11 protein-coding genes and 2 pseudogenes are annotated in these 12,066 nt (G+C 64.1%); 5 read left to right on the top strand and 8 right to left on the bottom strand.

Annotated features, from left to right (window positions below; translation table 11 throughout):
- Positions 1 to 49 precede the first annotated feature (49 nt).
- From ACMVY4_RS04070 to ACMVY4_RS04035, 8 genes and pseudogenes are all read right to left on the bottom strand, one after another.
- Positions 50 to 394: a hypothetical protein gene (locus ACMVY4_RS04070; RefSeq protein WP_416898915.1), complete on the bottom strand. Its 345-nt coding sequence runs from the start codon at positions 392 to 394 to the stop codon at positions 50 to 52.
- A gap of 124 nt (positions 395 to 518) precedes the next feature.
- Complete coding sequence (locus ACMVY4_RS04065) at positions 519 to 1,142, bottom strand: hypothetical protein (protein WP_416898914.1); 624 nt, start codon at positions 1,140 to 1,142, stop codon at positions 519 to 521.
- A gap of 1 nt (position 1,143) precedes the next feature.
- The gene (locus ACMVY4_RS04060) at positions 1,144 to 1,977 is read right to left on the bottom strand and encodes a TIGR04255 family protein (RefSeq protein ID WP_416898913.1); all 834 of its coding nucleotides are present in this window, start codon (positions 1,975 to 1,977) and stop codon (positions 1,144 to 1,146) included.
- 69 nt (positions 1,978 to 2,046) lie between these two features.
- Entirely contained in the window at positions 2,047 to 3,021 is a 975-nt protein-coding gene (locus tag ACMVY4_RS04055; protein ID WP_416898912.1) for a quinone oxidoreductase family protein, read from the bottom strand.
- Positions 3,022 to 3,032: 11 nt separating this feature from the next.
- The gene (locus ACMVY4_RS04050) at positions 3,033 to 3,731 is read right to left on the bottom strand and encodes a dienelactone hydrolase family protein (RefSeq protein WP_416898911.1); all 699 of its coding nucleotides are present in this window, start codon (positions 3,729 to 3,731) and stop codon (positions 3,033 to 3,035) included.
- Positions 3,732 to 3,855: 124 nt separating this feature from the next.
- Positions 3,856 to 4,080 (bottom strand): methylated-DNA--[protein]-cysteine S-methyltransferase, encoded by a 225-nt coding sequence (locus tag ACMVY4_RS04045; RefSeq protein ID WP_416898910.1) that lies wholly within the window; start codon positions 4,078 to 4,080, stop codon positions 3,856 to 3,858.
- Positions 4,081 to 4,180: 100 nt separating this feature from the next.
- Positions 4,181 to 4,318, bottom strand: a pseudogene (locus tag ACMVY4_RS04040) (hypothetical protein); the annotation flags it as partial.
- Positions 4,319 to 4,509: 191 nt separating this feature from the next.
- On the bottom strand, positions 4,510 to 6,552 hold the full coding sequence (locus tag ACMVY4_RS04035) for a thioredoxin domain-containing protein (protein WP_416898909.1): 2,043 nt from the start codon (positions 6,550 to 6,552) through the stop codon (positions 4,510 to 4,512).
- Positions 6,553 to 6,645: 93 nt separating this feature from the next.
- Between ACMVY4_RS04035 and ACMVY4_RS04030 the strand changes: the two genes are divergently transcribed.
- From ACMVY4_RS04030 to ACMVY4_RS04010, 5 genes and pseudogenes are all read left to right on the top strand, one after another.
- Positions 6,646 to 6,894, top strand: coding sequence for a DUF6489 family protein (locus tag ACMVY4_RS04030; RefSeq protein WP_416898908.1), 249 nt, complete (start codon positions 6,646 to 6,648; stop codon positions 6,892 to 6,894).
- Positions 6,895 to 6,909: 15 nt separating this feature from the next.
- Positions 6,910 to 8,266, top strand: a pseudogene (mnmE, locus tag ACMVY4_RS04025) (tRNA uridine-5-carboxymethylaminomethyl(34) synthesis GTPase MnmE).
- Positions 8,267 to 8,778: 512 nt separating this feature from the next.
- Positions 8,779 to 10,656, top strand: coding sequence for a tRNA uridine-5-carboxymethylaminomethyl(34) synthesis enzyme MnmG (gene mnmG, locus ACMVY4_RS04020; protein ID WP_416898907.1), 1,878 nt, complete (start codon positions 8,779 to 8,781; stop codon positions 10,654 to 10,656).
- A gap of 1 nt (position 10,657) precedes the next feature.
- A complete protein-coding gene (gene rsmG, locus ACMVY4_RS04015; RefSeq protein ID WP_416898906.1) occupies positions 10,658 to 11,266 on the top strand; it encodes a 16S rRNA (guanine(527)-N(7))-methyltransferase RsmG in 609 nt (202 codons plus the stop codon).
- On the top strand, positions 11,259 to 12,065 hold the full coding sequence (locus ACMVY4_RS04010; protein WP_416898905.1) for a ParA family protein: 807 nt from the start codon (positions 11,259 to 11,261) through the stop codon (positions 12,063 to 12,065). The genes rsmG and ACMVY4_RS04010 overlap by 8 nt, the downstream gene beginning before the upstream one ends.
- Position 12,066 lies beyond the last annotated feature (1 nt).

The following is a 12,066-nucleotide window of genomic DNA, read 5'->3' as shown; positions in this document are numbered from 1 at the left end:
GAAGCCTACGTCGAACTGAGGGTAGAACCTGTCCGACAACCAATTTTGCTTACACGTCTTGCCGAGGCGAGGGGCGCAACACCAACTCATTCTGTTGAGCTAATTCTCTAAGTATAAAAGCTAACCACTGAGCAAACCGCTTTTCAATACCGCGAACAATATCAGCGTGGTAGGGATTGTTATTCTCTTCATCCGGCGAGGACTGTATCTCGATCGAATTCCTTCTGAGTTCACTAACATTAATTTGAGCCCAACCGTGGAAGGTGCGGGCCTTTCCTTCAAGCCCTGCGTTTAATCGCGCCTCATGATCTTTACATATTGGATCCAAGTATTCCAATACTTTGCAATCTGGTTTACGTACGCCCAAGCGATCAACTGATAGGTTCTGATCCAATCTATTATCTTGAAAAAAATCAATCCTAAGCCTTTGTTTCCCTTGGCCCTCATACAACTTTGAACCAATTAGACGTCTTCCTATAACTTCCTTTTCCGAAATATCTGAGCTTGGTGACCACATCTTACTTTCTATTATTTAATCGAGATTCTAGCTGTCTTACAAGATCCAGTTGATCATTCAAGCCAGGTGCAGATTCAATCCGCCCAAACTCTCCATCGAGAAAAAATAGAAGTTGATACCCGTCACCTCCTTCTACGAGGGTTACAGTGTCATTCGACGAGAAAAAATCATGAATCCAATCACCATATACATCTTTATACGCTTGGCATTGCTCAAACCCAAAATCTACTAGTCTACTTGCTATGAGTCCAAGTAATGCCGACTGCTTGTAGTAGTAAGAGTGAACTGTGTCGCGTGCCAGCGCCATCGCAATAAATATGCCGCCACTGATCGCACCTGATTTATTTAATTCTATTGCCGGAGAGACATTGCCAAAATCATAGGCAGAGCACGAAGTGGTTCCTGTATCAAATTTCTCAAATTCCAAAGGTACATCTTTATACATAACCAGCTTATATAAGCTTTTAATATTTGCCGCCTTGTCTCGCCATTTCTGAAGCCAATCTTCCTTTTGCGGAGCCGGCAGCAGTGACCGATCATCGACAAGGCGTGTAGTGGATTCACTGAAATCGATTGCGCCGAAATCCGCCAGAGGAACGAATTCGAGCTGGGTTGTTGTATCCATTTCAGTTCCCCTCAGGAGATTTTATGGGCAGTTTTGGCAGCATTTTTGATCTCAAATCATCTGAGATGAGGCCATCGAACCAATTGCGCAGAACTTGGTGCGCCATATCATTCCATTCTAAAATACTTTCTATATTAGAGAGATACTTATGGCCATTTGTTTCACAGAAAAGCTCGACAACCACAGCATCATCTGATTTATTTTTGCCACTTCGCACTCTTATAAAGCCAAAACTATCAGTAGGGTCATCAATTGGAACTCGTACGTCAAATGCAATCTGCGCTCCCTTAGCTTGAACAGCATGAGTATCTTGGACAAATTGAGGGAGATGAAGTCCGAGGTTTAAGTTATTCGAGATGTATTCAAATACATCACCTTGATATCCAAAACTTAAATCAAATGCGTCGAGATAGCGGCAGTGGGCCTTGCTAAATCGCAGGGTTTTCTCTGACACCGGATATGATTGCACGACGCCCGAAATGCCTTGTTTTATAAATGCCTTAAAATCATTCCAGCCATTATACGGAGGAATAATATTTGCCGTAAAAATGCCAGGTCCAATCTGATATAATGGCCAAGTGTCCGGCGACTTGCGTAGTCGAAACAGCGGCCGACTAGGCACCAACTCCAGCGGCACGTCTTCAGGTATCAAGCGATCAACGCGTTCGAACCCTTCTTTCTTAGCCCAATCAATGAACTGTTCAGCGAAAAGTTCGAAATAGTTATCTATTCGGGCATCAGGGGCTACTTTAACTGCTTTAAGCTCCCAATGCAGCTCATAAATTACTTCGACAAGCGGTGCGCGCTTGTAGAGGAAATCCGTCGGATTGGGCATAAACTTCCCGTCTGGCTGGAGCTTGGGTCCCCGATTCGCCATTTCAAAATGGAAAATTGTGGCGCGACGTCAAGGTAAAATCACCGTCGAGCCCGTGGTCTTCCGCGCTTCCAGGTCCTTGTGGGCCTGGACGGCGTCGGCGAGGGCGTAGCGCTGGTTGATCTCGATCTTCACCTTGCCGGAGCCGACCATCTCCATCAGCCGCCCGGCCGAGGTCGCCAGATCGTCGGGCTTCGCGTTGTAGGTCATCAGCGTCGGCCGGGTCATGTAGAGCGAGCCCTTGGCCGCCAGCATGCCGGCATTGAAGGCGTCGACCGGGCCGGAGGCGTTGCCGAAATTGACGTAGAGGCCTCGCGGCTGCAGGCAGTCCAGCGACTTCTCGAAGGTGGCCTTGCCGACCGAATCATAGACCACCGGCACACCCTTGCCGTCGGTCAGCTCCATCAGCCGGGCCTGGAAGTCCTCGGAATCGTAGTCGATGACCTCGGCATAGCCATGCGCCTTCGCCAGCGCGACCTTCTCCGGCCCGCCGGCGGTGCCGATGGCGCGGACGCCGAGCGCCTTCAGCCACTGGCCCGCGATCAGGCCGACGCCACCGGCCGCGGCGTGGAACAGCACCGTCTCGCCGGCGGAGACCGCGTAGGTCCGGTGCACCAGATACTCGACCGTCATGCCCTTCAGCATCATCGCCGCCGCGGTCTCGTCGGCGACATTGTCCGGCACCTTGACCAGCCGCTCGGCCCGGAACAGCCGCGCCTCGCAATAGGAACCGGGCGGCGGGTCGGCATAGGCCACCCGGTCGCCCACGGCGATGTTGGTGACGCCGTCGCCGATGGCCTCGACGACCGCAGCGCCTTCCATGCCAACGCCATAGGGCGGCTCGACCGGATAGAGGCCCGAGCGGTGATAGACGTCGATGTAGTTCAGGCCGATGGCGGTGTGGCGGATGCGGGCCTCGCCGGGGCCGGGCTCGCCGACCTCGACGTCTTCCAGCACCATCGCCTCCGGACCGCCGGGCTTGTGGACGCGGATCGCCTTGACCATGACTGCGGCTCCTATTTCAGCGCCGAGCGGAACAGTTCGAGCGTGCGCCCGTTGGCCTTCGCCGCCGCCTCGGCATTGTAGTGCTCGCCGCCGACACGGGCGAAGGCGTGATCCTGGCCCTCGTAGTCGTGGATGGTGACATGCGGGTGGTCGTCCAGCCCGGCATGGATCGCTGCCTGGGCCTCGGCGTTGCAGAAGCCGTCTTCCTTGGCGATGTGCAGGATCAGGGGCTTCTTGATGTCGCCCTTCTCGGCCAGCTTGCCCTCGATGCCAACGCCGTAATAGCCGACGGCGCAGTCCGCATCGGTGCGGGCCGCGGTCAGATAGGCCAGCAGCCCGCCCAGGCAGTAGCCCGTGGCGCCGACCTTGCCGGTGCAGGCCTCCAGACCACGGACATGGTCGATGGTGGCCTGGATGTCCTCGACGCCCTTGTCGGCGTCGAAGGCCTGGAACAACTCGAAGGCCCGGGCCCATTCGGCCTCGGACTGGTCGGTCAGCTGGATGCCCGGCTCGATGCGCCAGAACAGGTCGGGCGAGATGGCGACGAAGCCCTCGCCGGCGAGCCAGTCGCAGATGTCGCGCATGACCTTGTTGACGCCGAAGATCTCCTGGATGGCGACCACGGCCGGGCCGGAGCCCGTGGCCGGCAGGGCGAGATAGCCGCCCATCTGGTTGCCGTCCTTCGTCTGGATGGTGATGTCCTGTCCCATCGAAAAATCCTCCCCTGGCGCCCGAGCGTGTTTCACGTGAAACACTTGATTAACCCTTCCGCCGCCGGGGTCCGGCGGCTGGACGAACGCGGGATGGTAGGGTGGCCCGCACCGGGCGGCAAGGTCAGAGCAACGCGCCCTCGTGGCGGAGCAGCCAGACCTTGTCCTCGACGCCGCCGGCGGCGGAGAAACCGCCGAGTTTCCCGCCCGCCGCGAGGATGCGGTGGCAGGGAATGATCACCGGGATCGGGTTGGAGCCGCAGGCGGTGCCGACCGAACGGGCCGAGGCGCCGAGTTCTCCGGCCACATCGCCATAGGTACGGTAGCCGCCCTTCGGAATCGCCTGCATGGCGCGCCAGACGGCCTGCTGGAAATCCGTGCCCTTCGGCCGGCACCGGCAGATCGAAATCGTCGCGGCGCCCGGCGAAATAGTCGGCCAGCTGTGCGGCGGCCTCCGCCAGCAGCGAGCCGGGCGCGGGCGGGGCGGTGCCGCCGGCTTGTTTCGTCCAGCGCAGCGCGGTGATCGCGCCGTTCTCGGCCTCGATGCGGATGCGCCCCAGCGGGCTGTCGACGATCGCCTGTTCCATGACAAGAACATTAGCAGAATCGGGAGGTGCTGTACGGGAAATCATCTGCATTTTTCGCCTTCGGACTTGATCCGAAGGCCTCGGCGCGGGCGGATGGACAAGGTCCTCGGGTCAAGCCCGAGGACAGCAAAGGGCGTGCGATGCTCAGCAGGAGCCTCCCCCTGCCAGGGGGAGGGCCGAAAAGGGTGCCCTCAGCCACCCCGGAGTTCGGTCGCGAGCGCCTTCGGGTCGGTGATCGGCAGGCCGCAGACCATCTCGCGGCAGACCCAGGCTGTGGCCCTGCCGTCCTGAAGGCTGCGGCCGTGCGCCGGGTGGCCGTCGGGCAGGGCGCCGCCGGGGGCGACCTGGATCAGCAGGCGGTCGGGGCCGGCCTCGGTCACCGCGGCGAGCAGGGCCACCGTGTCTTCGGCGCCGGGTTCGCCCATCACCACCACGTCCTGCGCCGCCATGTCGAAGGCGATGCCGTTCAGCGCGCTGGCGACGGGGAAGAAGTTGCGCGTGATCTGGTCGGCGACCGCGCCGGCCACCGCGTCCAGCCGTTCGCGCCAGCCCGCATCGCCGGTGAGCCGCCAGAGCCGGCTCAGATTCTCGATCATCACGCCGTTGCCGTTGGGCGTGGCGTTGTCGGCCAGGCTGAGCGTGCGGACGATCAAGGCCTCGGCGTCGTCAGCGGTCATGAACCACGCGCCCGAGGCGGGGTCGCGGAAATGCGCGTCCAGCGTTTCCGCCCAGGTCACGGCCTGACCGACACAGGCGTTGTCGCCGGTGGCCTCGAACAGCGCCAGCGCGCCGCGGATCATGCCGGCATAGTCGTCCAGCATGCCGGTGTTCTGCGCGCTGCCGCGCCGCCAGGCGTGCCAGAGCCGCCCGTTCCCGGCGTCGAGATCGCGGCGCACGGCGTCGAAGGCGCGGGCCGCGGCCTCGATCCAGCCCGGTTCGCCGAAGGTCATGCCCGCCTCGGTCATCGCGGCGATCATCATGCCGTTCCAGTCGGCCAGCACCTTGTCGTCCCAGCCCGGCCGGATGCGCCCGGCCCGGCGGGCCAGCAGTTTCGCGCGGGCCGCATCCAGCCGCGCCTCGGTCTCCGGATCCTTCAGATCCGGCTCCAGGCGGCGGTTGGGGATGTTCATGCCCTCGAAATTGCCGCCCTCGGTGATGTCGTAGTGGCGGCAGAACAGGGCGGCCTCGTCCGCGTCCAGCACCTCCTCGACCTCCGCCTTCGACCAGACGTAGAACTTGCCTTCCTCGCCCTCCGAATCGGCGTCGAGCGTGGAGGCGAAGGCGCCGTTCTCGGCGATCATCTCCCGCAGCAGCCATTCCGCGGTCTCGCGCACCCGCTGCTCCAGGATCGGCAGCCGCTCGCGGCGCCAGACCTGGCTCATCAGCATCATCAGCGCGGAATTGTCGTAGAGCATCTTCTCGAAATGCGGCACCAGCCACTCGGCATCGACCGAATAGCGGGCGAATCCGCCGCCCAGATGGTCGTAGATGCCGCCCTGGCTCATGCGGACCAGCGTGTTCAGCACGGCGTGGCGGGCGTTGACGTCGCCGGTCCGCAGATGCCGCCGCCAGATCAGCTCGAAGGCCGGAATCTGCGGGAATTTCGGTGCGCCGCCGATGCCGCCCTGGTCCGGATCGACCTCCTGCAGCAGCCGCTCGCCGACCTGATCCAGCAGGTTCGGCGTGATCTGCGGCCGGGATTCCGAGGGTTTCAGCTGCGCATGGCCCGCCAGCGCGTCGGCGATCTTGCCGGCATTGGTCAGGATCGCCTCGCGGTCGTCGTCATAGACCTCGCGCACCCGTTTCAGCACGTCGGTGAAGCCGGGGCGGCCATAGCGGCTTTCCGGCGGAAAGTAGGTGCCGCCCCAGAAGGGCCGCCCCTCCGGCGTCAGGAACATGGTCAGCGGCCAGCCGCCCTGTTCGCCCAGCATGTGCAGCGCGGTCATGTAGATGGTGTCGATGTCGGGCCGCTCCTCGCGGTCGACCTTGATGTTGACGAACAGCTCGTTCATCACCGCCGCGGTGGCGTCGTCCTCGAAGCTCTCATGCGCCATCACGTGGCACCAGTGGCAGGCGGCGTAGCCCACCGACAGCAGGATCGGCTTGTCGGCGGCCTGGGCCGCGGCAAGGGCCTCGGCGGACCACATCTGCCAGTGCACGGGGTTGTCGGCGTGCTGCAGCAGATAGGGGCTTGTGCTCAGGGCGAGATTGTTGCGGTCGATGTCGGGCGCCATGAAAAACCTTTCGGATATCGGGGGAGTGTGCGCCGGGCCGGACGGCGATATGATCGCGGGTCAGACAGTGCCCCGGACAATAGGACGGCAGCCATGAAAGTCACCATCGATATTGACTGCACCCCCGAGGAGGCGCGGACCTTCTTCGGCCTGCCGGACGTGCAGCCGATGCAGAAGCGGCTGATGGCGGAGCTGGAAGAGCGCATGCATCAGAACATCCAGGATCTGGAGCCCGAGGCCCTGATCAACAAGTGGCTGCCGCTCGGCCTGCAGGGCATGGAGCAGATGCAGAAGGCCATGTGGGCCGCCATGTCCGGCGCCTCCAGCAACAAGAAGGACTAGCCCTGCCGGGCGGTCATGGACGGCCGGACGATCTATGCGCTGGCCAGTGCGCCGGGACCCGCGGGCGTCGCGGTGATCCGCCTGTCGGGTGCGGACGCCGACGTCACCTGCCGGGACCTCGCGGGCGACCTGCCGGACCCGCGCCGGGCGGCGCTCCGGACCCTGCGCGATCCGGCGACGGGGGAGGCGATCGACACCGGGCTGGTGCTGCGCTTTCCCGGACCAGCCAGCTTCACCGGCGAAAATATCGTGGAATTCCATATACATGGCGGCCGCGCCGTGCTCGACGACCTGTTCCGGATCTTGAGCGCGCGCGACGGTCTGCGGATGGCGGAACCCGGCGAGTTCAGCCGCCGCGCCTTCGTCAACGGCCGCATGGACCTGACCCAGGCCGAGGGCGTGGCCGATCTGGTCGCCGCGGAAACCACGGCGCAGCGGCGCGCCGCGCTGGCCCAGGCGGGCGGGGCGCTGACGCGGCTGCATGACGGCTGGCGCAGCCGCCTGATCCGGGAACTCGCGCATCTGGAGGCCTGGCTCGATTTCCCCGACGAGGACCTGCCCGACGGCATGCTCGACGGCATGGCGGAGCGGCTGAAAACCCTCGGAACCGCCGTCCGCGGCCATCTGGACGACGCCCGGCGCGGGGAACGGCTGCGGGACGGGCTCACCGTAGCCATCATCGGTCCGCCGAATGCCGGGAAATCCACGCTGCTGAACGCGCTCGCCCGGCGCGACATCGCCATCGTCTCGGAGATCCCCGGCACCACGCGCGACGTGCTGGAGGCGCATCTGGATCTTGGCGGCTATCCGGTCGTCCTGATCGATACCGCGGGGCTGCGGGAGACCGACGACGCGGTGGAGCGGGAAGGCGTCCGGCGCGCCCTGGAACGCTCGGAGAGGGCGGACATCGTCCTGAATCTCATTCCGGCCGGGGAAGGCGATTCCAGGCCGGACATACCGCCTGACAGAATGGAAGCGCCGAAAGTCGGTCCGGAACGCATCATGGTAGTGAGTAAGGCCGACAGGCTGACTCAAGACCTACCGTCCCGAAACGGGTCAGAATCAGCGCTCCGGATCTCCGCGCAGACCGGCGCCGGCATGGACGATCTGCTGGCCCTGCTGACCGCCCGCGCCGAGGCGCTCACCGACCAGGGCGGGCGCGTCCTGCCGACCCGGGCGCGGCACCGCGAGAGCCTGGAGACGACGCTCCACCACCTCGAACGGGGGATCGACGGCATCGGCGATCTGCCGCTGGAGCTGCTGGCCGAGGATCTCGAGACTCGCCCTCCGCGCCCTGGGCCGGATCGCCGGCACGGTGGATGTCGAGGACCTCCTCGATGTCATCTTCCGGGATTTCTGCATTGGGAAATAATTGTTTGAAGCTTCCACCCCTGAGTGTCGTTCGTAAGTACGCGAGCCGATGGATCAAAAACTTGGCGGCTGTTCTGCTTGGCGGCACAATTCTCGGGGCAATGATGTCAATTCCGTGGGCGCTTGAAACACTTTGGAACTCGCTACCAGATACTATCGTAGATTGGTTCATTGTAGGGTATCTGATCTTGATCCTCGTCTCAGTGACGATCCTTCTCCTAAGGTGCCTCTTCAAAAAATAGCGGTCCCAGTGTTTCACGTGAAACAGCTCAAAATCGCGCGGCGTGGAATGGACCGGTCGGCGCGCCGCGCAACAGGGGACTCGCCGAAATCGCCTGGGTGTGGGATGGATCGGCCGGGCGGGCGGCTCTGGCGTTCCAGGAGATGCGCCGGCCACGCTCCGCCACCCGGCGCCGCGCCGCTCGCACCCCCTATATATCTCGCACCCCCTATATATACTGTGTCACGAACCCACGCTTGAGCCGCCCCACAGAGAGGCGTATATCCCGGCCCATGGAGCCTGTGGACAAGATCACCTGGGATGTCATCGTCATCGGCGGCGGTCATGCCGGCTGCGAGGCCGCGGCCGCGTCTGCCCGGTTCGGCGCACGCACGCTACTGCTGACCCACAAGATCGCGACCGTCGGCGAAATGTCCTGCAACCCCGCCATCGGCGGGGTGGGCAAGGGGCACCTCGTCCGGGAGATCGATGCGCTGGACGGCGTCATGGGCCGCGTCGCCGACCGGGCCGGGATCCAGTTCCGCCTGCTGAACCGTTCCAAGGGACCGGCCGTCCGCGGCCCGCGCGCCCAGGCCGACCGCGCCCTCTACAAGGCGGCCATGCAGGACGCGCTGGCGGCGCAGCCGAACCTCACGCTCCACGAGGCCGGGGCCGAGGATCTGATCGTCGAGCAAGGCGCCGTTTCCGGCGTCATCACCGATCGAGGCGAGACGCTGAACGCCGGCCGCGTGGTCCTGACCACCGGCACCTTCCTCCGCGGTCTGATCCATCTCGGCGAGAAGAACTGGCCGGCCGGCCGCATGGACGACGAGCCGGCCGTGGGGATGGCCCTCACGCTGGAACGGGCCGGCTTCGCGCTCGGCCGGCTTAAGACCGGGACGCCGCCGCGGCTCGACGGGCGCACCATCGACTGGGACGCGCTGGAAGCCCAGCCGGGCGACGAACCGCCGGTGCCGTTTTCCTGGATGACGACCGGGATCACCACGCCGCAGATCGCCTGCCACATCTCCGAGACCAATGCGGCGACGCACGACATCATCCGCGCCAATCTCGATCGCTCGCCGATGTATTCCGGCCAGATCGAATCCGTCGGCCCGCGCTACTGTCCCTCCATCGAGGACAAGATCGTCCGCTTCGCCGACAAGGCGCGGCACCAGATCTTCCTCGAGCCGGAAGGGCTCGACACGCATCTGGTCTATCCCAACGGGATCTCGACCTCATTGCCGGAGGACGTGCAGCTGGCCCTTCTCGCGACCATGTCCGGCCTGGCGAAGGCGGCGATGGTCCGGCCGGGCTACGCCATCGAATACGACTATGTCGACCCGCGCGAGCTGCAGCCGAGCCTGGAAACCCGGCGGCTGTCAGGCCTCTATCTGGCCGGCCAGATCAACGGCACGACCGGCTATGAGGAGGCGGCGGCGCAGGGCCTGATGGCCGGCTGGAACGCCGCGAGGTCGGCGGCGGGGCAGGCGCCCGTCATCCTCGGCCGGGCCGACGCCTATACCGGCGTGCTGATCGACGATCTGGTCACCCGCGGCGTCACCGAACCCTACCGCATGTTCACCTCCCGCGCCGAGTACCGGCTGACCCTCCGCGCCGACAATGCCGACCAGCGCCTCACGGCGCTCGGCATCGAGGGTGGGGTGGTCGGTGGCGGGCGGGCGGCCTTCTTCGAGAACAGGATGGCCGAACTCGACCGCGCCCGGGGCCTGATGGAGGACCGCAGCCTGACGCCGAACGAGGCCCAGCGTCATGGCCTCAAGGTCAACGGCGACGGCGTCCGGCGGACCGCGATGGATCTGCTGCGCTACCCGTCCATCGGCTTCGAGGACCTGAAGCGGGTCTGGCCCGATCTGGGCGAGCTCGCATCCTCGATCGTCGAGCAGATCGAGATCGATGCCGTCTATGCCGGCTATCTCGACCGGCAACAGGCCGACATCGTCGCCTTCCGCAAGGACGACGCCGTGAAGCTGCCCGCCAGTCTCGACTATGGCGCCATCGCCGGCCTGTCGAACGAGATGCGGGAGAAGCTGACCGCGGCGCGGCCGGCAACGCTCGGCCAGGCCAGCCGCATTCCCGGCGTCACGCCGGCGGCGCTGTCGCTGGTTCTGGCGTCGATCCGTCAGCAGACCCGGCGCGCAACGGCCTGACATGGACCGGTCCGCCTTCGCCGAGGCGACCGGTGTTTCACGTGAAACACTCGAGCGGCTCGACATCTATGCCGCAGAGCTCCGCCGCTGGAACCGGGCCATCAACCTCGTGGCCCCGAAGAGCCTCGACGATCTCTGGCGGCGCCACTTTCTCGACTCCTGGCAGCTGCTCGATCTGGCCGGGCCGGGGCCCACACCCTGGACCGATCTCGGCAGCGGTGGCGGCTTCCCCGGACTGGTTCTCGCCGCCTGTGGCGTCAGAGATCTGACGCTCGTCGAATCCGATCAGCGCAAGTCGGTCTTCCTTCGCGAAACCGCGCGCCGGATGGAGGTGACGGTCGATGTCCGAACCGAGCGAATCGAGACAGCCAGCCTGACGCCGGCCCGGACCATCTCCGCCCGGGCGCTCGCGCCTCTGAACCGGCTGTGCGAACTCGCCGCGCCTTTCGCCATGGAAGGCGGCGTTCTTCTGTTCCCGAAAGGGCAAGATGTAGATCGCGAGTTGACGGAAGCCACGAAATATTGGAAATTTGAGCTGACGCGCACCCAGAGCCTGAGCGACCCGCGCGGCGTCGTCCTCACTCTTCGAAAGCTGGAACGCCATGACTGAGCCGACCACCGCCTTCCGTCCCCGCATCCTCGCTGTCGCCAACCAGAAGGGCGGCGTCGGCAAGACCACCACCGCGATCAATCTCGGCACCGCGCTGGCGGCCGTCGGACGATCCGTTCTGGTCATCGATCTCGATCCCCAGGGCAACGCCTCGACCGGTCTCGGCATCGACCATCACCAGCGCAAGCGGTCGGCCTATCACGTGCTCGTCGGCGCCTGCGACGCGGCGGCCGCGACGGTGCCGACGCACATCCCGCGCCTCGACATCCTGCCGTCCTCGGTCGAACTGAGCGGATCGGAACTCGAGCTCATAGAACTACCGACGCCGCAGCTCCGGCTCCGCAAGGCGCTGGCAGCCCTACCGGCGAAATACGACTACGTGCTGATCGACTGCCCGCCCTCGCTGAACCTCGTGACCGTCAATGCGATGGCCGCGGCCGACGCCGTGCTGGTCCCGCTGCAATGCGAGTTCTTCGCCCTCGAGGGTCTGTCGCAGCTCCTCAAGACCATCGAGCGGGTCAGGGCGGCGCTCAATCCGCATCTGGAAATCCAGGGCATCGTGCTCACCATGTTCGACCGCCGCAACCGGCTGTCGGAACAGGTCGCCGACGATGTCCGCACACATATGGGCGCCAAGGTCTACGAGACCGTGATCCCGCGCAATGTCCGCATCTCCGAGGCGCCATCCTACGGCAAGCCGGCGCTGCTCTACGATCACCGCTGCGCCGGCAGCCAGGCCTATATCCGTCTGGCCGGCGAACTGCTCCGCCGCGAACGCAGCCGCGCCGCCGCGGCCTGAC

Source organism: Minwuia sp., from assembly GCF_048007105.1.
Classification (GTDB): domain Bacteria; phylum Pseudomonadota; class Alphaproteobacteria; order Minwuiales; family Minwuiaceae; genus Minwuia.
Note: the sequence above shows the minus strand (reverse complement) of the source record. Positions and strands in the feature narration are given on the sequence as shown.

Coding starts and splice junctions, on each gene's coding strand:
- ACMVY4_RS04065 (WP_416898914.1), bottom strand. CDS start 1,142: ATGGATACAACAACCCAGCTCGAATTCGTTCCTCTGGCGGATTTCGGC.
- ACMVY4_RS04060 (WP_416898913.1), bottom strand. CDS start 1,977: ATGCCCAATCCGACGGATTTCCTCTACAAGCGCGCACCGCTTGTCGAA.
- ACMVY4_RS04055 (WP_416898912.1), bottom strand. CDS start 3,021: ATGGTCAAGGCGATCCGCGTCCACAAGCCCGGCGGTCCGGAGGCGATG.
- ACMVY4_RS04050 (WP_416898911.1), bottom strand. CDS start 3,731: ATGGGACAGGACATCACCATCCAGACGAAGGACGGCAACCAGATGGGC.
- ACMVY4_RS04045 (WP_416898910.1), bottom strand. CDS start 4,080: ATGCAGGCGATTCCGAAGGGCGGCTACCGTACCTATGGCGATGTGGCC.
- ACMVY4_RS04035 (WP_416898909.1), bottom strand. CDS start 6,552: ATGGCGCCCGACATCGACCGCAACAATCTCGCCCTGAGCACAAGCCCC.
- ACMVY4_RS04030 (WP_416898908.1), top strand. CDS start 6,646: ATGAAAGTCACCATCGATATTGACTGCACCCCCGAGGAGGCGCGGACC.
- mnmG (WP_416898907.1), top strand. CDS start 8,779: ATGGAGCCTGTGGACAAGATCACCTGGGATGTCATCGTCATCGGCGGC.
- rsmG (WP_416898906.1), top strand. CDS start 10,658: ATGGACCGGTCCGCCTTCGCCGAGGCGACCGGTGTTTCACGTGAAACA.
- ACMVY4_RS04010 (WP_416898905.1), top strand. CDS start 11,259: ATGACTGAGCCGACCACCGCCTTCCGTCCCCGCATCCTCGCTGTCGCC.